Origin of the sequence: Pseudomonas sp. GZD-222, from assembly GCF_049310525.1 — a bacterium.
Taxonomy (GTDB): domain Bacteria; phylum Pseudomonadota; class Gammaproteobacteria; order Pseudomonadales; family Pseudomonadaceae; genus Aquipseudomonas.
This window is the reverse complement of sequence record NZ_JBMOWO010000112.1, coordinates 12,507-30,493: the sequence shown is the minus strand read 5'-3', so window position 1 is coordinate 30,493 and position 17,987 is coordinate 12,507. Positions and strand designations below refer to the sequence as shown.

At 60.9% G+C, this 17,987-nt stretch carries 19 protein-coding genes; 11 read left to right on the top strand and 8 right to left on the bottom strand.

Going from position 1 to position 17,987, the window contains the following annotated elements; translation table 11 throughout:
* Positions 1–75: 75 nt before the first annotated feature.
* The 7 genes from ACO6VD_RS21000 to ACO6VD_RS20970 all read left to right on the top strand — a co-directional run bounded on the left by ACO6VD_RS21000 (position 76) and on the right by ACO6VD_RS20970 (position 5,025).
* Entirely contained in the window at positions 76–1,455 is a 1,380-nt protein-coding gene (locus ACO6VD_RS21000; RefSeq protein WP_422421817.1) for a nucleobase:cation symporter-2 family protein, read from the top strand.
* 114 nt (positions 1,456–1,569) lie between these two features.
* Positions 1,570–1,962: a sulfurtransferase complex subunit TusD gene (gene tusD / locus ACO6VD_RS20995; protein ID WP_422421815.1), complete on the top strand. Its 393-nt coding sequence runs from the start codon at positions 1,570–1,572 to the stop codon at positions 1,960–1,962.
* A gap of 1 nt (position 1,963) precedes the next feature.
* The gene (gene tusC, locus ACO6VD_RS20990; protein ID WP_422421813.1) at positions 1,964–2,323 is read left to right on the top strand and encodes a sulfurtransferase complex subunit TusC; all 360 of its coding nucleotides are present in this window, start codon (positions 1,964–1,966) and stop codon (positions 2,321–2,323) included.
* A complete protein-coding gene (gene tusB / locus ACO6VD_RS20985) occupies positions 2,323–2,622 on the top strand; it encodes a sulfurtransferase complex subunit TusB (protein WP_422421811.1) in 300 nt (99 codons plus the stop codon). Before tusC ends, tusB begins: the two co-directional genes overlap by 1 nt.
* A complete protein-coding gene (locus ACO6VD_RS20980; protein WP_400171829.1) occupies positions 2,619–2,954 on the top strand; it encodes a TusE/DsrC/DsvC family sulfur relay protein in 336 nt (111 codons plus the stop codon). Before tusB ends, ACO6VD_RS20980 begins: the two co-directional genes overlap by 4 nt.
* Entirely contained in the window at positions 2,951–3,946 is a 996-nt protein-coding gene (locus ACO6VD_RS20975; RefSeq protein ID WP_422421809.1) for a glycosyl transferase family protein, read from the top strand. Before ACO6VD_RS20980 ends, ACO6VD_RS20975 begins: the two co-directional genes overlap by 4 nt.
* A 110-nt stretch (positions 3,947–4,056) precedes the next feature.
* On the top strand, positions 4,057–5,025 hold the full coding sequence (locus ACO6VD_RS20970; RefSeq protein ID WP_422421807.1) for a glutathione S-transferase family protein: 969 nt from the start codon (positions 4,057–4,059) through the stop codon (positions 5,023–5,025).
* 65 nt (positions 5,026–5,090) lie between these two features.
* Here ACO6VD_RS20970 and cysG read toward each other — a convergent pair whose 3' ends face one another.
* The 6 genes from cysG to ftsK all read right to left on the bottom strand — a co-directional run bounded on the left by cysG (position 5,091) and on the right by ftsK (position 12,588).
* Positions 5,091–6,479, bottom strand: coding sequence for a siroheme synthase CysG (gene cysG / locus ACO6VD_RS20965; protein WP_422421805.1), 1,389 nt, complete (start codon positions 6,477–6,479; stop codon positions 5,091–5,093).
* Positions 6,480–7,760 (bottom strand): serine--tRNA ligase, encoded by a 1,281-nt coding sequence (serS, locus tag ACO6VD_RS20960; RefSeq protein ID WP_400171825.1) that lies wholly within the window; start codon positions 7,758–7,760, stop codon positions 6,480–6,482.
* A 17-nt stretch (positions 7,761–7,777) separates the two neighbouring features.
* Positions 7,778–8,152, bottom strand: a complete 375-nt coding sequence (gene crcB, locus ACO6VD_RS20955; RefSeq protein ID WP_400171824.1) for a fluoride efflux transporter CrcB — start codon at positions 8,150–8,152, stop codon at positions 7,778–7,780.
* Positions 8,149–9,474, bottom strand: coding sequence for a replication-associated recombination protein A (locus tag ACO6VD_RS20950; RefSeq protein ID WP_400171823.1), 1,326 nt, complete (start codon positions 9,472–9,474; stop codon positions 8,149–8,151). Before ACO6VD_RS20950 ends, crcB begins: the two co-directional genes overlap by 4 nt.
* Before the next feature lie 18 nt (positions 9,475–9,492).
* Positions 9,493–10,116 carry an outer membrane lipoprotein chaperone LolA gene (gene lolA / locus ACO6VD_RS20945; RefSeq protein ID WP_400171822.1) on the bottom strand — a complete coding sequence of 208 codons (624 nt, stop codon included), beginning with the start codon at positions 10,114–10,116 and terminating at the stop codon, positions 9,493–9,495.
* 63 nt (positions 10,117–10,179) lie between these two features.
* Entirely contained in the window at positions 10,180–12,588 is a 2,409-nt protein-coding gene (ftsK, locus tag ACO6VD_RS20940) for a DNA translocase FtsK (protein WP_422421801.1), read from the bottom strand.
* 326 nt (positions 12,589–12,914) lie between these two features.
* On the opposite strand from ftsK, the gene aat reads away from it, so the two are divergent.
* The 3 genes from aat to infA all read left to right on the top strand — a co-directional run bounded on the left by aat (position 12,915) and on the right by infA (position 14,682).
* On the top strand, positions 12,915–13,595 hold the full coding sequence (gene aat / locus ACO6VD_RS20935) for a leucyl/phenylalanyl-tRNA--protein transferase (RefSeq protein ID WP_422421799.1): 681 nt from the start codon (positions 12,915–12,917) through the stop codon (positions 13,593–13,595).
* Positions 13,596–13,651: 56 nt separating this feature from the next.
* Positions 13,652–14,359, top strand: a complete 708-nt coding sequence (locus tag ACO6VD_RS20930) for an arginyltransferase (RefSeq protein WP_422421798.1) — start codon at positions 13,652–13,654, stop codon at positions 14,357–14,359.
* A gap of 104 nt (positions 14,360–14,463) precedes the next feature.
* On the top strand, positions 14,464–14,682 hold the full coding sequence (infA, locus tag ACO6VD_RS20925; RefSeq protein ID WP_002553999.1) for a translation initiation factor IF-1: 219 nt from the start codon (positions 14,464–14,466) through the stop codon (positions 14,680–14,682).
* Positions 14,683–14,814: 132 nt separating this feature from the next.
* Here the strand turns inward: infA and clpA are convergent, their stop codons facing one another.
* Entirely contained in the window at positions 14,815–17,085 is a 2,271-nt protein-coding gene (gene clpA, locus ACO6VD_RS20920; RefSeq protein ID WP_400171817.1) for an ATP-dependent Clp protease ATP-binding subunit ClpA, read from the bottom strand.
* Between the two features lie 30 nt (positions 17,086–17,115).
* A complete protein-coding gene (gene clpS, locus ACO6VD_RS20915) occupies positions 17,116–17,478 on the bottom strand; it encodes an ATP-dependent Clp protease adapter ClpS (RefSeq protein WP_009400967.1) in 363 nt (120 codons plus the stop codon).
* A gap of 225 nt (positions 17,479–17,703) precedes the next feature.
* Here clpS and cspD point away from each other — a divergent pair, with 225 nt between their 5' ends.
* Positions 17,704–17,958, top strand: a complete 255-nt coding sequence (gene cspD, locus ACO6VD_RS20910) for a cold shock domain-containing protein CspD (protein ID WP_422421795.1) — start codon at positions 17,704–17,706, stop codon at positions 17,956–17,958.
* The last annotated feature ends 29 nt before the right edge of the window (positions 17,959–17,987 follow it).

Genomic DNA, 17,987 nt, shown 5'->3' with positions numbered 1-17,987 from the left:
GGAAGCAGCCGCACTACCCCAAATGGGCTCAGCCCCGTAGAATGCGCTCCTTTTTTCTTCCGGGGCAGTACTCCCATGAGTTCAATCGAGCAAGGACCCGGCGCACCCGCGCAGGCCAATGAACTGGTCCTCGGCCTTGAAGACCGGCCGCGGCCGCTGATCGCAATGCTGGCGGCACTGCAGCATTTGCTGGCGATCATCGTGCCGATCGTGACGCCGGGCCTGCTGATCTGTCAGGCACTCGGGGTTTCGCCACGGGACACCAACCTGATCGTGTCGATGTCGCTGGTGATTTCCGGGATCGCTACTTTTGTTCAGTGCCGTCGCTTCGGGCCATTTGGCGCCGGACTGCTGATTGTGCAGGGCACCAGTTTCAACTTTGTCGGACCTTTGATCGCCGGTGGCGCGCTGATGGTCAAGCAAGGTACACCGGTGGAAGCGGTGATGGCGGCGATTTTCGGTGTGGTGATTGCCGGCTCTTTCGTCGAAATGGGCATCTCGCGCATTCTGCCGTTCGTTAAACGCCTGATCACGCCGCTGGTGACCGGTATCGTGGTGCTGATGATTGGTCTGACGCTGATTAAAGTCGGCCTGATCAGCATGGGCGGTGGATTTGCCGCCATGAGCAACGGCACTTTCGCCAATGGCGAGAACCTGCTGCTGTCGGGTGTGGTGCTGGCGATTATCGTCGTGCTCAACCGTATCCCGGTGGTGTGGATGCGCAGTTGCGCGATCGTCATTGCCCTGGCCGTGGGTTACGCCCTGGCCGGCTACCTGGGCCGCCTGGACTTCACCGGCATGCACCAGGCCGAGCTGTTCCAGGTGCCAATGCCGCTGCATTTCGGCCTGGGCTTCTCCTGGGCGCTGTTCATTCCGATGCTGGTGATTTATCTGGTGACTTCGCTGGAAGCCATTGGTGACGTCACCGCCACCAGCAAGGTCTCGCGCCAGCCGGTCGAAGGCCCGCTGTGGATGCAGCGGATCAAGGGCGGTGTACTGGTTAACGGCGCCAACTCGCTGCTGGCCGGGGTTTTCAATACCTTCCCAAGCTCGGTTTTTGCTCAGAACAACGGGGTGATTCAGCTGACCGGTATCGCCAGCCGCCATATCGGCGTGTGGATTGCGGCCATGCTGGTGATCCTCGGCCTGTTCCCCAGTGTTGCCGGGGTGATCCAGGCGGTACCGGAGCCGGTGCTCGGGGGCGCGGCGATGGTGATGTTCGGTGCGGTGGCCGCTTCGGGGATCAATATTCTTGCCAGCATCAGCCTGGACCGTCGCGCGCTGCTGATTATCGCGGTCTCGCTGGCACTGGGCCTGGGTGTGGCACAGGTACCGGAGTTCCTTGCACATATGCCGTCGGCGCTGCGCAATGTGCTGGAGTCGGGTGTGGCTACCGGGGGGATTTGTGCCCTGGTGCTGAACTGGTTCTTGCCGGAGCATAAAGAGAAGGTTTGATTCAGTCTGGGGGCAATCGCGGGGCAAGCCCGCTCCTACCGACAAAACAGAAGCCCGCAGCTGTTGCGGGCTTTTTGCTTTATTATTGGCGCAGTTTTGCTGAATGAGCCTTCCATGAAGTTCGCCATTGCGGTTTTTTCTCCAGCCCATGCGCCCTCCTCGCGCCGCGCCTTGCTGTTCGCCCAGGCCGCGCTGGCCGGTGGACATGAAATTGTCCGGCTGTTTTTTTATCAGGACGGTGTCCATAGCGCCTCGGGCAACGTGGTTGCACCGCAGGATGAACTGGATGTCGCCGCCAACTGGCGATCCTTCATCAGCGAGCATCAGCTCGATGCCGTTGTGTGTATCGCCGCCGCCCTGCGCCGCGGCGTGCTCAATGCCGAAGAAGCCCAACGCTATCAACGCCCGGCGGTGAACCTGCCGGCGCCGTGGGAGCTGTCCGGTCTTGGTCAATTGCACGAAGGCGCGCAAAGCGCCGACCGCTTGATCTGCTTTGGAGGCGATTGAGATGGCCAAGTCCTTGCTGATTATCAGCCGCCAGGCCCCTTGGGCCGGTCCGTCCGCCCGTGAAGCGCTGGACATCGCCCTGGCTGGCGGCGCCTTTGACCTGCCGCTGGGTATGCTGTTTCTTGACGACGGGGTGTTCCAGCTCGCACCCGACCAGCAGCCCGCCCAGCTACAACAGAAGAACCTGGCCGCCAATCTGCAGGCCCTGCCAATGTTCGGTGTCGAAGAGCTCTTCGTCGCCCACAGCAGTCTGCAGGAACGCGGGCTTGAAGCAGACCGCTTGAGCCTGCCGGTGCAGGTGCTGGATGACGCCGCGCTGGCCGCGTTGATCGACCGTTTCGACCAGGTGGTAACCCTCTGATGAGCACCCTGCACGTAATTTCCCACTCGCCCTTTGGCGACAATCGCCTGAGCAGCTGCCTGCGCCTGCTCGGGAGCGAGGATGGCCTGCTGCTCTGCGGCGATGCGGTGTATGCCCTGCAGCCCGGCAGCGCGCCACTGGCCAGCTTGCAAGCGAGTAACCTGCAAGGCCGCCTGTTCGCCCTTGCAGAAGACCTGCAAGCACGCGCCATCAGCGCCAGCGACGACACCCGGGCCATCGATTACCCGGCCTTTGTCGCGCTGTCGCTGGACTACGACAAGGTCAACAGCTGGCTATGAGTACCCTGACCGTAGGCGAGCGCACTATCGCCCTGGACAAAGATGGCTATCTGGTTGAACTCGGCGACTGGTCCGACGAAGTCGCCGCAGCCCTCGCCGCCCATGAGCAGCTGGAACTGACCCCTGAACACTGGGAAGTACTGACGCTGCTGCGCGCGTTTTACCAGGAGTTCGAGCTGTCGCCGGCAACCCGCCCGCTGATCAAGTACACCGCACTCAAGCTGGGCCCGGAAAAAGGCAACAGCATGCACCTCAACCGCCTGTTCAAAGGCACTCCCGCCAAACTCGCCGCGAAGCTTGCGGGCCTGCCGAAGCCGACCAATTGCATATGACCGATCCTCGCCCGCTGATCACCGAAACCCCGGCCGAACATCCCTTTGCCCAGTTCGTGCGCATCCTTGGCAAGGGCAAGCGCGGTGCCCGCGGCCTGAACCGCGAGGAAGCCCGCGAGGCGATGGGCATGCTGCTTGACGGCAAGGTCGAGGAAACCCAGCTGGGCGCCTTCCTGATGCTGCTGCGCCACAAGGAAGAAAGCCCCGAGGAGCTGGCCGGTTTCACCGAGGCGCTGCGTCAGCGCCTGCACGCACCGCAGATTGCGGTAGACCTCGACTGGCCAAGCTATGCAGGCAAAAAGCGCCACCTGCCCTGGTACCTGCTCGCCGCCAAGTGCCTGGCGGCCAACGGCGTGCGTATCCTGCTGCACGGCGGCGGTGCTCACACAGCCGGGCGCCTGTACACCGAGCAAGTGCTGGAGCTGCTGCAGATCCCGCTGTGCCGTGACTGGAATGCCGTTGCCCAGGCACTCGACAGCCAGCAGTTGGCATTTATCCCGCTGCAAGACTGGGCACCGCGACTGCAACACATGATCGACCTGCGCAACACCCTGGGCTTGCGCTCACCTATCCATTCCCTGGCCCGTGTGCTCAATCCCCTGGGCGCCCGCTGTGGCCTGCAAAGTATCTTCCACCCGGGCTACCAGGCCGTGCACCGTGAAGCCAGCCGCCTGCTTGGCGACACTGCCATCGTGGTCAAGGGCGATGGTGGCGAAATCGAGATCAATCCGGACACCACCAGCCACCTGTATGGCACTGCGCACGGCATCGAGTGGGACGAAGAATGGCCAGCGCTGTCCGCGCAACGTCATGTCAAACCCGCGAGCCTGGAGCCGGAGCATCTGCTGACGGTCTGGCGCGGCGAAGCGCGTGACAGCTATGGCGAGTTGGCAGTGGTTGCGACCATGGCCCTGGCCTTGCGTGGGCTGGGTCATAACCGCGATGAGGCCTTTGCCCAGGCGCAAGGTTACTGGGACCAACGCCAGGCGTAAGGCAACCCATCAACAAAGTCGATTAAACAGGCGCAGACTTTGCGCTATTCGTTCGAACGCAAGCTCGTACACTGGGCTCTATATTCCAACGAATCGCCAAGGAGCTCAGCATGGGCCTGTTGATCGACGGACGCTGGCATGACCAGTGGTATCAAAGCAGCAAAGACGGTGCGTTCCAGCGTGAAAATTCGCAGCGGCACAATCAGTTGCCCGCCGTCGAGGCCGGACGTTACCACCTGTATGTGTCCCTCGCCTGCCCCTGGGCTCACCGAACGCTGATCTTTCGCAAGCTCAAGGGCCTGGAAAGCCTGATCGACGTGTCGGTGGTCAGCTGGTTGATGGGCGAAAACGGCTGGACCTTCGACCCGAGCCAGGGCTCCACGGGTGACAAGGTCGATCACCTGGATTTTCTCTATCAGCGTTATACCCGCGACGACCCGCACTACAGCGGCAGGGTCACAGTACCGGTGCTGTGGGATAAACAGGAACAGCGCATCGTCAACAACGAGTCGGCGGAAATCATCCGCATCTTCAATCACGCGTTCGACGATTTGACCGGCAATGGCCTGGACCTCTACCCAGAGCCACTGCGAGCCGAGATCGATGCGCTCAACGAGCGGATCTACCCGGCCGTCAACAACGGTGTGTATCGCGCAGGCTTTGCCACCTCGCAACAAGCGTACGAGCAGGCGTTTGATGAAGTGTTTGCCGAACTGGACTGCCTGGAGCAACGGCTGGGCGAACGCCGCTATCTGGCGGGTGAGTACCTGACCGAGGCTGACTGGCGACTGTTCACCACGCTGATTCGTTTCGATGCGGTGTACCACGGGCACTTCAAGTGCAACCTGCGGCGCCTGGCCGATTATCCGAACCTGTCGAACTGGCTACGCGAGCTGTATCAGTGGCCGGGTGTGGCCGAGACGGTGAATTTCGAGCACATCCAGAAGCATTACTACATGAGCCATAAGACCATCAATCCGAACGGGATTGTGCCGAAAGGGCCGTTGCAGGATTTTGCCCAAGGACATGACCGGGAGAGATTGGCGGGCCGGGGGATTTGGGTCAACACGGGGAAATAGTGGCGGATTCATCGCGGGGCAAGCCCGCTCCCACCGGTGGGAGCGGGCTTGCCCCGCGATGTTTTTCAGCCCTGAGAACCTTCGAACCAGGCCAGCTTGTCACGCAACTGGACCACTTCGCCGACGATCACCAGGGTCGGTGCATGGACTTCATGCTCAGCCACCAGGGCTGGCAAATCCGCCAGTGTACCGGTGAACACCCGCTGGTTCGGCGTAGTGCCCTGCTGAACCAGCGCGGCCGGTGTATCGGCAGCACGACCGTGGCGAATCAGCTCGGCACAGATGATCGGCAAACCAACCAGGCCCATGTAGAACACCAGGGTCTGCGCCGGTGCCACCAGGTCATTCCAAGGCAGGTTACTGGTACCGTCCTTGAGGTGGCCGGTGACAAAGCGCACTGACTGGGCGTAATCGCGGTGGGTCAACGGGATCCCGGCATACGCCGAGCAACCGCTGGCAGCGGTAATACCCGGTACCACCTGGAACGGTATGCCCTGCTCGGCCAGTTCCTCGATCTCTTCGCCACCACGGCCGAAGATGAACGGATCACCGCCCTTGAGGCGCAACACCCGCTTGCCCTGACGGGCCAGGGTAACCAGCAGCTGGTTGATCTGCTCCTGAGGTACGGCATGGTCGGCGCGACGCTTGCCGACGTAGATGCGCTCGGCATCACGGCGGCACAACTCGATGATCGCCGGAGCCACCAGACGGTCGTAAAGCACCACGTCGGCCTGCTGCATCAAACGCAAGGCACGGAAGGTCAGCAGGTCCGGATCACCCGGACCGGCACCGACCAGGTACACCTCACCTGGCGCCTGATAAGTCGCACCGTCGATCTTGGCTTGCAGCAAGCGTTCGGCTTCAGCGCCCTGCCCGGCCAGTTGCCGCTCGGCGATCGGGCCCTGGAACACATCTTCCCAGAAGCCGCGACGCTGATTGACGTCCGGGTAGAGTGCCTTGACCTTGTCGCGAAAGCGCGCACCGAGCCCGGCCAGCTCGCCATAGGCAGCCGGAATCCAGGTTTCCAGCTTGGCCCGGATCAAGCGTGCCAGCACCGGCGCATCGCCGCCGCTGGACACTGCAACCACCAACGGCGAGCGGTCGACAATGGCCGGGAAGATCACCGAACACAGCGCCGGCGCATCGACGACGTTGACCGGCACACAACGCTGGTGAGCATCCGCCGAGACCTGAGCGTTGAGCGCCTGGTCGTCGGTGGCAGCAATGATCAGTTGGCAACCGTCGAGGTCGCCCGGCTGGTAGCCACGGCTGAGGATTTCGCCACCGCTGTGCCGGACGAGCTCGGTCAGTTGCGCTTCAATCTCGGGCGCGACCACCCGCAGCACTGCGCCGGCATCGGCCAGCAGACGCGATTTGCGCAGGGCAATCTCGCCTCCGCCGACAACCAGCACACGGCTGCCGCGCAGTTTGTGGAACAGCGGCAGGAATTCCATTTAACCGATGAACTCCACACCACCCATGTACGGCTTGAGCACTTCAGGCACACGGATCGAACCGTCAGCCTGCTGATAGTTCTCCAGCACCGCCACCAGTGTACGACCTACCGCCAGACCCGAACCGTTAAGGGTGTGAACCAGTTCCGGCTTGCCGGTTTCCGGGTTGCGCCAGCGGGCTTGCATACGGCGCGCCTGGAAGTCGCCGCAGTTGGAGCACGAGGAGATCTCGCGGTATTTGTCCTGGCTCGGCACCCAGACTTCCAGGTCGTAGGTCTTGACCGCACTGAAGCCCATGTCGCCGGTGCACAGAGCCAATACCCGGTAAGGCAGCTCAAGTGCCTGCAACACGCGCTCGGCGTTGGCAGTCAGGCCTTCCAGGGCTTCCATCGACTTGCTCGGCTCAACGATCTGAACCATCTCGACCTTGTCGAACTGGTGCTGACGGATCATGCCGCGGGTATCGCGACCCGAGGCACCGGCTTCACTGCGGAAGCACGGGGTGTGGGCAACGAACTTGACCGGCAGCTGCTTGGCGTCGAGGATTTCGCCAGCAACGATGTTGGTCAGCGACACTTCGGCAGTCGGGATCAGGTAGAAGTCGGCCTCGCCGTCGCGGCTGATCTTGAACAGGTCTTCCTCGAACTTCGGCAACTGACCGGTGCCTTGCAGCGCCGGGGCTTGTACCAGGTACGGAGTGTAGGCTTCTTCGTAGCCGTGCTCGCTGGTGTGCAGGTTGATCATGAACTGCGCCAGGGCGCGGTGCATACGCGCGATCGGGCCACGCAGCAGGGCGAAACGCGCGCCCGACAGCTTGGCTGCGGTTTCAAAGTCCAGGCCGCCGCTCAACTCACCCAGCGCCACGTGATCCTTGATCTCGAAGTCGAAGCTGCGCGGGGTGCCCCAGCGGCGTACTTCAACGTTGTGATCTTCATCGGCGCCGACCGGCACGCTTTCGTCCGGCAGGTTAGGGATTTCCAGCAGGATCGAATCCAGCTCGGCCTGAATGCCGTCCAGTTCGACCTTGCCGCTGGCCAGTTCATTGGCCATGCGCTCGACGTCAGCCATCAGCGGCGCGATGTCTTCGCCACGGGCCTTGGCCTGACCGATGGACTTGGAACGGGCGTTACGCTCGGCCTGCAGTTGTTCGGTACGGGTCTGCACCACCTTGCGGCGTTCTTCCAGTGCCTCGATGCGCGCGACATCCAGGCTGAAGCCACGGGAGGCCAGGCGGTCCGCCACTTCCTGAAGTTGGCCGCGTAACAGTTTGGAATCGAGCATATCGTTCTCTCGTTGGTTCAGAATTTGGTCAAAGACAGGCCGGCCCAGGTTGCGAGCAGCCCGCCAAATACGCTGAGCCCGGCATAGCCGAAGGCCAGCGGCGCCTGCCCGCTTTCGAGCAGGCGCACGGTATCCAGTGAAAAAGATGAAAAAGTCGTCAGACCGCCGAGAAACCCGACGATCAGGCCCGCGCGCAACTCGACCGGCACCAGCGGGCGATGCAGAAACAGCCCGTAGAGCAGGCCGATCAGCAGGCAGCCAATCAGATTGACCGCCAGCGTACCGAGATAGAAGTGACGTGGCCAGTGGGCATTGACCCAATTGGCCGTGGCAAAGCGCATCAGTGTGCCGACGATGCCTCCGGCACTGACCGCTGCAATCACTGCAATCATGGCTTTCTCCGTTGCCGTGGACTGTTGCGGTCAAGCTCGGCCAGGTGCTTGAGCTTCTCGCCGATCTTCAGTTCCAGACCACGCGGCACCGGTTGGTAGTAGTGGCGCGGTTCAAGGTTGTCGGGGAAATAGTCTTCGCCAGCAGCGTAGGCATCAGGCTCATCATGAGCGTAGCGGTACTCGTCGCCGTAGCCCAGTTGCTTCATCAACTTGGTCGGCGCGTTGCGCAGGTGCAGCGGCACTTCCAGCGAACCGTGCTCGCCAGCCTCGCGCAGGGCGGTCTTGAAGCCCATGTACACCGCGTTGCTCTTTGGCGCACACGCCAGATAGGTGATGGCCTGAGCCACCGCCAGCTCGCCTTCGGGACTGCCCAGACGCTCCTGCACGTCCCAGGCTGCCAGGCACAGGCTCAAGGCGCGGGGATCGGCGTTGCCGATGTCTTCGCTGGCCATGCGCACCACGCGCCGGGCGATGTACAACGGATCGCAGCCGCCATCGAGCATGCGTGCGAACCAGTACAGTGCACCGTCGGGATTGGAGCCGCGCACCGACTTGTGCAGGGCTGAAATCTGGTCGTAAAAGGCTTCGCCGCCTTTATCGAATCGACGGCGGCTGTCACCGAGCAGGCTTTGCAGCAGCTCGACGCCGATTTCGCTGCCGTCTTCGGCCAGGTCAGAGGCGTTTTCCAACAGGTTGAGCATGCGCCGACCATCGCCATCGGCGGCAGCCATGAGCATCTTGAAGGCTTCGTCACCCAGGCGCAGCTGATGCTTGCCCAGCCCGCGCTCCTCGGTCAGCGCCCGCTGTACCAGCTTGTGCAGGGCAGGCTCATCCAGGCTCTTGAGCACATAGACACGCGCTCGCGACAGCAGTGCGTTGTTCAGCTCGAACGACGGGTTTTCCGTGGTCGCACCTATGAAGATCAGGGTGCCGTCCTCAACGTACGGCAGAAAGGCGTCCTGTTGCGACTTGTTGAAGCGATGCACTTCATCGACAAACAGAATGGTCCGCCGCCCGTACTGCCCGGCCTGCTGCTTGGCGATTTCCACTGCATGGCGGATCTCCTTGACCCCGGCCAGCACCGCCGAAACGGTTTCGAAGTGGGCGTCACAGAACTGCGCCAGCAGCCGCGCCAGGGTGGTCTTGCCGACCCCGGGCGGGCCCCAGAAGATCATCGAGTGCAGCGCACCCTGCTCCAGTGCCTCGCGCAGCGGTTTACCGCGAGCCAGCAGGTGCTCCTGGCCGACGTACTCGTCCAGGTTGGCCGGGCGCAAACGCGCGGCCAGGGGCTGGGCTACGGGGTCACTACGAAACAGGTCCATGGACGGCGCTACTACCTCTTACTCGGAAATGACATCCGCGCCTTTGGGGATATCAAACTTGAACTTGCTCGCCGGGATTGCCTCGTTGGCTTTGACCCCGGTGAACAGAATGTTAGTACGCTGGCCGACGCTGTCGATCAGTTGCATGTCATTGACCAGACCTTTGCGGAAGGAAAGACGCAACGAGTCGAACAGGGTGTCCTTGGTTTTCGGCTTGAGGGTGAAATCCACCACGTCGCCCTGCTCTTTGGCGGTGATATCGAAACTCTGGCTGATCTTCGATACATCGCCCGACAGCAGCAGTGCCGGGGTCTCGGTCAGGCGCTGGTCGAGCTTCTTGATGGTCGCCTGCTCCAGGTCCGGGTCCCACAGGGTGACCGTCTTGCCGTCCGAAACCACCACCTGTTCCTGCGGAGCATCGGTGTGCCAGTAGAACAGGCCGGGGCGTTGAACCGACATCTGCCCGGCCGTCTCCTGCAGGCTGGTGCCACTGGCGTCCAGGGTCAGCTGGGAGAAACGGGCTTCGATGGTCTTCGACTTTTCCAGCAACTGGGTCAAGCGCGACACATCCTGCTCGCCGGCGAATACCGAAGCGCTGGACAGGGTCAAAGCGGAAACCAACATCATGCGAATCAGGCGCATGGCAATCCTCGTTGCAGTAAGAATGGGCCTGTGGCCGTCACTGGCCACAGGCTAGGTAGTTCATCAGTCGCGGGACGGCCCGGGGGCGATCACTTCGCGTGAGCCGTTGGTGTTCATGGCGGTGACTACACCGGCCATTTCCATTGACTCGATCATGCGCGCGGCGCGGTTGTAGCCGATTTTCAGCTTGCGCTGCACGGCGGAGATGGAAGCGCGGCGGCTTTCCAGCACGAATTGTACGGCTTCATCGTACAGCGCGTCGGTTTCAGCATCATCGCTGTCACCGCCGCCACCACCGTCGAAGCCGCTACCGGCCTCTTCGACACCGTTGAGGATGTCGTCGTTGTAGTCCGGAGCGCCACGCAGCTTCCACGCCTCGACCACGCGATGGACCTCTTCGTCGGACACGAAGGCGCCATGTACACGGATCGGCAGGCTGGTGCCTGGCGGCATGTAGAGCATGTCACCGTGCCCGAGCAATTGCTCGGCGCCACCCTGGTCGATGATGGTTCGCGAGTCGATCTTGCTCGATACCTGGAAGGCCATACGGGTCGGGATGTTGGCCTTGATCAGACCGGTGATAACGTCCACCGATGGCCGCTGGGTCGCGAGAATCAGGTGGATACCCGCGGCACGGGCCTTCTGGGCGATACGGGCGATCAGCTCTTCGACCTTCTTGCCGACGATCATCATCATGTCGGCAAATTCGTCGACCACCACCACGATGGTCGGCAGGGTTTTCAGCAGCGGCGGCACGTCGTCCATGCTTTCGCGCTTGAACATCGGGTCGTAGATCGGCTCGCCAGCTTCTTCGGCGTCTTTCACCTTGCGGTTGAAGCCCGCCAGGTTACGCACGCCCATGGCCGCCATCAGCTTGTAGCGCCGCTCCATCTCGGCAACGCTCCAGCGCAGGGCGTTGGCAGCGTCCTTCATGTCGGTGACCACAGGGCACAGCAGGTGCGGAATGCCTTCGTAGATCGACAGTTCAAGCATTTTCGGGTCGATCATGATCAGCTTGGCGTCTTCCGGGCCAGACTTGAACAGGATCGACAGGATCATGGCGTTGACCCCCACCGACTTACCGGAACCGGTAGTACCCGCCACCAGCAGGTGCGGCATCTTGGCCAGGTCAGTAATTACCGGCTTGCCACCGATGTCATGCCCCAGGGCCATGGTCACCGGCGATTTGGCTTCGTCGTATTGCGGCGACGACAGCACTTCGGAGAAGCGCACGATCTGCCGGTCTTCGTTCGGGATCTCGATACCGACGGTGGTTTTGCCGGGAATCACTTCAACCACACGCACGCTGGTCACAGCCAGGGAGCGGGCCAGGTCTTTTGCCAGGTTGGCGATACGGCTGACCTTGACGCCAGCGGCCGGCTGGATTTCGTAACGGGTGATCACCGGCCCGGGATGGATGGAGTCTACCGAGACTTCGACACCAAACTCCTTGAGCTTGATTTCCAGCAGGTGACCGACACCGGCCAGCGACTCAGGCGAGTAATTGACCTGCTTCTTCTCGGCGGGATCGAGGATCGAGATCGGCGGCAAGGTGCCTTCGATGGCGCTGTCAACAAACAGCGGCGCCTGCTTTTCTTTCTGCACGCGCTTGCTCGGCTCAGGCACTTTGGCCGGGGCCGGCATGATCAGCGGAGCAGGCTGCTGCGCGCGTTCGGCCACATGCTTGCTCAGGGCCTGGTCACGCTCGATGATGCGCTCCTTGGCCTTGGCTTGTTCACGACGGTCCGATACCACCGGAGCAACCACCTCCTGCACCTGGTCGTCGACCTCACGCAGCTGCGCCACCAGGCGCTTGCGCTCGTTGCGTGCGGCCCACCAGCGATTGGCGGCGCCCTGGAACAGCTCGAACAGATCAAGGGTGATCTTGCCGGTGACGTCCATGACCTTGAACCACGACAGGTCGGTAAACACGGTCAGGCCGAACAGGAACAGGGCGATGAACATCAGGGTGCTGCCCTGTACGTTCAGGGCGTTCTTGGCCAGGTCACCGAGGCTTTCGCCCAGCGCGCCACCGGCCGAAGCTGGCAGGCTGGCGGCGGAATGGAAATGAATATGCGCCAGCGCCGCGCCCGACAGCACCAGGAACACCAGGCCGATCAGGCGCCAGGAGAACAACCAGCCGCTCCACTGCCAGGGCTGGTGACGCTCGCGGAAGATCTGCCAGGTCTTGATCGCCAGCAGCAGCGGGAAGATATAGGCGAAATAGCCCAGCACCATGAACAGGACGTCGGCGAAGTAGGCACCGGCACGACCGGCAGCATTCTGCACCTGCTCGACGTTGCTGGTGTGGCTGAAGCCCGGGTCGGCCTGGTCGTAGGTCAGCAACGCCATCCACAGGTACAGGCACAGCGCCCCCATGGCAATCAGCGCGCCTTCCTTGAGGCGATAATGCAGTTGCTGGCGCCACTGTGGCACAGGCAAGGGATTCGATGTTGCGGTGGATTTCTTCAAAACGCGTCTATTCCTGCGCTCAATGCGCGTCCAACAGTGATTGGCCTGATTGAACAGCCAATAAACCACTACTTTTAACATTACTGCCCGCCTGCCGCCATGGCGGCACGCCAGAAACACGCGTAAACGGGGGCCAATTTCCTATATCTCAATTTGAGCACGCATTTTCTTTTGTGACAAAGGCTTATGCGGTGTTTTTGTACAAGTGTGACAACAAACGCCTGAGCAAGTTGCTTTAGCAGTACGAGCCTGTGGGAGCGGGCTTGCCCCGCGATGCTGTTTCAGGCAATGCTGCCCCCCCTCCCCTCCTCCGCCATTGAACGACGATGCTGACCTGGTTGAGCCGCGATTCCCTGACATTCCCTGCGCTGGATAAAGCCATGCGCGACCCCAACGGCCTGCTTGCCGCCGGCGGCGACCTCAGTGCCGAGCGCCTGGTACAGGCCTACCGCCACGGCTGCTTCCCCTGGTACCAGGACGGCCAGCCGATCCTCTGGTGGTCGCCCGACCCGCGCACCGTGCTGTTTCCCGACGAACTGCATGTGTCACGCTCGTTGCGCAAATTCATTCGCCAGGGCCGCTACCAGGTCAGCTTCGACCAGGACTTTGCCGCGGTAATCGCCGCCTGCGCCGCCCCCCGCGACTACGCCGACGGCACCTGGATCACCGACAGCATGCAGGCCGCTTACCTCAAACTGCATCAACAGGGTTTCGCCCATTCGGTCGAGGTGCGTCAGGACGGTGAACTGGTCGGCGGCCTGTACGGCCTGGCCATGGGCCGGCTGTTTTTCGGTGAGTCGATGTTCAGCCGCGCCGACAACGCCTCCAAGGTCGGCTTCGTGACCCTTGTCGAGCACTTGCAGCAAGCCGGTTTTGTCCTGATTGATTGCCAGATGCCGACGGATCATCTGCACAGCCTGGGCGCCCGGGCCATTGCCCGGGCAACCTTTGCCGATTATCTGCAGCGCTACCTCGACCAACCCAACAGCGCCAGCTGGGTTTGCTAGCGAGTTTTTCCAGCTGGCTTACACTTAAATCTAAAGCACCTCCCGAGGGGTTGATCATGACAGAGCTGGCGCGGTTGAAGTTTTATGCCACTCAACCCCATTCCTGCAGCTACCTGCCAGACGAACAAGCCACCACGCTGTTTCTCGACCCGAGCCAGCCGATGGATGTGAATGTCTATGCAGACCTGTCGGAAATGGGCTTCCGGCGCAGCGGCGACCACCTGTATCGCCCGCACTGCCAGAACTGCAACGCCTGCGTGCCGGCGCGGATTCCGGCTGCGCGCTTTTTGCCCAACCGCCAGCAGAAGCGCATTCTCAAGCGCAATGCCGACCTGACTGTCAGCGCTGCTCGCCCGGCGTTCAAGGAGGAGTACTTTGAGCTGTACCGGCGCTACATCGAACAGCGCCACGCCGACGGCGACATGTACCCGCCGAGCCGCGACCAGTTCGCCACCTTCCTGGTCCGCGACCTGCCGTTTTCACGCTTCTACGAGTTTCGCCTCGAAGACCGCCTGGTTGCCGTGGCAGTCACCGACTTGCTGCCCAATGGCTTATCGGCGGTGTACACCTTCTACGAACCCGACGAAGAGCGCCGCAGCCTTGGCCGCTTTGCCATCCTCTGGCAGATCACCGAAGCCCTGCGCCTGGGACTGGACGCGGTCTACCTCGGCTACTGGATCAAAAACTGCAAAAAGATGAACTACAAGACCCAGTACCGCCCCATTGAGCTGCTGATCAATCAGCGCTGGGTAAGCCTGAACTGAAATCATTGGCTTAAAATCCATTTTTTGGGCACAATGCACGCCACTTTTTTTGCCTGGCGCAGTCGTGCACCGGGCCATTAACTGGACACCGAGGGCTTTACTGCATGTCGAAAGAAGACAGCTTCGAAATGGAAGGCACTGTCGTCGACACCCTGCCCAACACCATGTTCCGTGTGGAGTTGGAAAATGGGCACGTCGTTACCGCGCATATCTCCGGAAAAATGCGCAAGAACTACATTCGTATTCTGACCGGTGACAAGGTCCGCGTCGAACTGACGCCTTACGACCTGAGCAAGGGGCGCATCACCTACCGCGCCCGCTAAGCGACACCAACAAAAACGCCCGGCTATATGCCGGGCGTTTTTGTTGGCGGTTTAGAAGCATCGCGGGGCAAGCCCGCTCCCACCAGGTTACTTGCATCTACCTGTGGGAGCGGGCTTGCGCCGCGATTAACGTTACGCCATCTCAGCCGTGGTCTCGAACTCGAACACCAGCTCGCCATCGCGAATGTCGATGTGCACCACACCGCCATGCTCGGCCAGCTCGCCGAACAGGATCTCTTCGGCCAGTGGCCGCTTGATCTTGTCCTGGATCAGCCGCGCCATTGGCCGCGCGCCCATCTGCGCATCGTAACCACCCGCCGCCAGCCAGCTGCGCGCCGCATCGCTCACCTCCAGCAGAACGCGCTTGTCTTCCAGTTGCGCCTGCAGCTCGGTAAGGAACTTGTCCACCACACTCTTGATCACTTCGTGGTTCAGGCGACCAAACTGGATAATGGTGTCCAGACGGTTGCGGAACTCCGGCGTGAAACTTTTCTTGATCACTTCCATAGCGTCGGAAGAGTGATCCTGTTGAGTAAAGCCAATCGAGGCTCGCGCAGCAGTCTCAGCACCGGCGTTGGTGGTCATGATCACGATGACGTTACGGAAGTCCGCCTTGCGCCCGTTGTTGTCGGTCAGGGTACCGTGGTCCATCACCTGCAGCAGCAGGTTGAAGACTTCCGGATGGGCCTTCTCGATTTCATCGAGCAGCAATACGCAATGCGGTTGCTTGGTGATGGCTTCGGTGAGCAAACCGCCCTGGTCGAACCCGACATAGCCCGGAGGCGCACCGATCAAACGCGATACGGTATGACGCTCCATGTACTCGGACATGTCGAAACGCACCAGCTCGACACCCAGGGCCTTGGCCAACTGGCGCGCCGCTTCGGTTTTACCGACGCCGGTAGGCCCTGCGAACAGGAACGAACCGACAGGTTTGTCAGGTGACTTCAGGCCGGCACGCGACAGCTTGATCGCAGTTGCCAGCGAATCGATCGCCGCGTCCTGACCAAACACGGTCAGCTTCAGATCACGCTCAAGATTACGCAGCAGCTCCTTGTCGGAACTGGTGACGTGTTTTGGCGGAATCCGCGCGATTTTCGCGACAATGTCCTCAACTTGCGGCACATCAATGCGCTTGACGCGCATTTCCACCGGCTGCAGGCGCTGATAGGCACCGGCTTCATCGATCACATCGATAGCCTTGTCAGGCATGTGCCGATCATTGATGTAGCGGGCTGCGAGCTCAGCAGCGGCGCGCAGGGCCTCATCGCTGTACTCGATATTGTGATGGGACTCGAAGCGCCCCTTGAGACCACGCAGGATCCCTACGGTATCTTCCACCGACGGCTCGCTGACATCGACTTTCTGGAAGCGTCTTGCCAGTGCACGGTCCTTCTCGAAGATCCCACGGAACTCCTGGAAGGTGGTCGAACCGATGCAACGGATATCACCCGAAGACAGCAGCGGCTTGAGCAGGTTGGAGGCATCCATGACGCCACCGGAGGCCGCGCCCGCACCGATAATGGTGTGAATTTCGTCGATAAACAGGATTGCCTGCGGACGTTTGCGCAACTCGTTGAGCAACGCCTTGAAGCGTTTTTCGAAGTCGCCGCGGTACTTGGTACCAGCCAGCAAAGCACCCAGATCCAGGGAGTAGACCACGCTTTGCGCCAGCAGATCAGGGACCTGGCCATCGACAATACGCTTGGCCAGACCTTCGGCAATCGCCGTCTTGCCGACACCGGCTTCACCAACCAGCAACGGGTTGTTCTTGCGCCGACGCGCGAGAATCTGCGCTACGCGCTCCACTTCCAGCTCGCGACCGACCAGTGGGTCGATACGACCTTGACGTGCCTGCTCGTTGAGGTTGCTGGCATAGGCGTCCAGAGGATTGCCCGACGATGAAGTCTCGCCACCCTCCTCGTCCTGCATATCCTGCTCGCCTTCGGAGTGATCGCCATGACCCGGCACCTTGGAGATGCCATGGGCGATGTAGTTGACCACGTCGATGCGTGCCACGCTCTGCTGTTTCAGCAGAAACACAGCCTGGCTTTCCTGTTCGCTGAAAATCGCTACCAGCACATTGGCGCCGGTGACTTCACGCTTACCCGAGCTCTGGACATGGAATACTGCGCGCTGCAACACCCGCTGAAAGCCCAGGGTTGGCTGGGTTTCACGATCTTCGTCATGGACGGGGATCAACGGCGTGGTGGAGTCAATGAACTCCTGCAGGTCGTGTTTGAGTTTGTCGAGGTTCGCGCCGCAGGCGCGCAGAACGGTCGCGGCGGCCTCATTATCCAATAGTGCCAGCAGCAGGTGCTCGACGGTCATGAACTCATGACGTTTCGAGCGTGCCTCCTTGAAGGCCAGATTGAGGGTGACTTCGAGCTCGCGGTTTAACATAGCTTCACCTCATACCCAAGTGGCCGGCGATTAACCGTCCTTCTCGATTTCACAGAGTAGCGGATGCTGGCTTTCCCTTGCGTATTGGTTGACCTGCATGGCCTTGGTCTCGGCGATGTCACGGGTAAACAATCCGCATACTGCCCGTCCTTCTGTATGGACGGCCAGCATGACCTTGGTCGCCAGCTCGCGATTCAGGTTAAAAAACACCTCGAGCACTTCGACGACGAAATCCATCGGTGTGTAGTCATCGTTGAACAAAACCACCTTGTACATGGGTGGCGCCTGCAGGGCCGGTTTGGCCTCCTGTACCGCCAGGCCAGAACCATCGTCCTCATGCGATTGCGGGCGATCCTGATTGAATGTTAGTCGAATCTGGCTATGTGCATGCATGGAAAGAATTTCATCATTTCGACAGGTTGGATAATGGATTGACCGCACAGGTGACGCGGGATAGCCGTCACCTCACCTTGACTATCGGCAAAACGGTGTTACAACCAATAAGAACCCACCGTGGTCGATAAAGATCCGCGCAGTCAACCAGAATTTTCGCAGGTTCATATGCGGATGGAGTGGATGATACTCCAGTGATGGAGTCCTTTGCAGAGGGATATGAGGATGGCAAGCGGTAAAGTCAAGTGGTTCAACAATGCCAAGGGCTATGGATTCATCAATGAAGAGGGGAAAAGCGAAGACCTCTTCGCCCACTACTCGGCTATCGAGATGGACGGTTATAAAACCCTGAAGGCCGGACAAGCCGTCAGCTTTGAGATCATCCAGGGGCCAAAGGGGTTGCACGCGGTGAAAATCACCGGGCTGAAAGCCGCAACCACCGATCCGGCACCCGCGCCAACTACTACCGTTACCGCCTGACCGCCAACGCACATAAAAAAAAGCCGGCC

What these genes read in the sequence shown, in the direction of transcription:
- tusB (WP_422421811.1), top strand. Translation starts at nt 2,323, where the DNA reads ATGAGCACCCTGCACGTAATTTCCCACTCGCCCTTTGGCGACAATCGC.
- cspD (WP_422421795.1), top strand. Translation starts at nt 17,704, where the DNA reads ATGGCAAGCGGTAAAGTCAAGTGGTTCAACAATGCCAAGGGCTATGGA.
- ACO6VD_RS20980 (WP_400171829.1), top strand. Translation starts at nt 2,619, where the DNA reads ATGAGTACCCTGACCGTAGGCGAGCGCACTATCGCCCTGGACAAAGAT.
- tusD (WP_422421815.1), top strand. Translation starts at nt 1,570, where the DNA reads ATGAAGTTCGCCATTGCGGTTTTTTCTCCAGCCCATGCGCCCTCCTCG.
- infA (WP_002553999.1), top strand. Translation starts at nt 14,464, where the DNA reads ATGTCGAAAGAAGACAGCTTCGAAATGGAAGGCACTGTCGTCGACACC.
- tusC (WP_422421813.1), top strand. Translation starts at nt 1,964, where the DNA reads ATGGCCAAGTCCTTGCTGATTATCAGCCGCCAGGCCCCTTGGGCCGGT.
- aat (WP_422421799.1), top strand. Translation starts at nt 12,915, where the DNA reads ATGCTGACCTGGTTGAGCCGCGATTCCCTGACATTCCCTGCGCTGGAT.
- ACO6VD_RS20970 (WP_422421807.1), top strand. Translation starts at nt 4,057, where the DNA reads ATGGGCCTGTTGATCGACGGACGCTGGCATGACCAGTGGTATCAAAGC.
- ACO6VD_RS20975 (WP_422421809.1), top strand. Translation starts at nt 2,951, where the DNA reads ATGACCGATCCTCGCCCGCTGATCACCGAAACCCCGGCCGAACATCCC.
- crcB (WP_400171824.1), bottom strand. Translation starts at nt 8,152, where the DNA reads ATGATTGCAGTGATTGCAGCGGTCAGTGCCGGAGGCATCGTCGGCACA.
- ACO6VD_RS20950 (WP_400171823.1), bottom strand. Translation starts at nt 9,474, where the DNA reads ATGGACCTGTTTCGTAGTGACCCCGTAGCCCAGCCCCTGGCCGCGCGT.
- lolA (WP_400171822.1), bottom strand. Translation starts at nt 10,116, where the DNA reads ATGCGCCTGATTCGCATGATGTTGGTTTCCGCTTTGACCCTGTCCAGC.
- clpA (WP_400171817.1), bottom strand. Translation starts at nt 17,085, where the DNA reads ATGTTAAACCGCGAGCTCGAAGTCACCCTCAATCTGGCCTTCAAGGAG.
- ACO6VD_RS21000 (WP_422421817.1), top strand. Translation starts at nt 76, where the DNA reads ATGAGTTCAATCGAGCAAGGACCCGGCGCACCCGCGCAGGCCAATGAA.
- clpS (WP_009400967.1), bottom strand. Translation starts at nt 17,478, where the DNA reads ATGCATGCACATAGCCAGATTCGACTAACATTCAATCAGGATCGCCCG.
- ACO6VD_RS20930 (WP_422421798.1), top strand. Translation starts at nt 13,652, where the DNA reads ATGACAGAGCTGGCGCGGTTGAAGTTTTATGCCACTCAACCCCATTCC.
- cysG (WP_422421805.1), bottom strand. Translation starts at nt 6,479, where the DNA reads ATGGAATTCCTGCCGCTGTTCCACAAACTGCGCGGCAGCCGTGTGCTG.
- serS (WP_400171825.1), bottom strand. Translation starts at nt 7,760, where the DNA reads ATGCTCGATTCCAAACTGTTACGCGGCCAACTTCAGGAAGTGGCGGAC.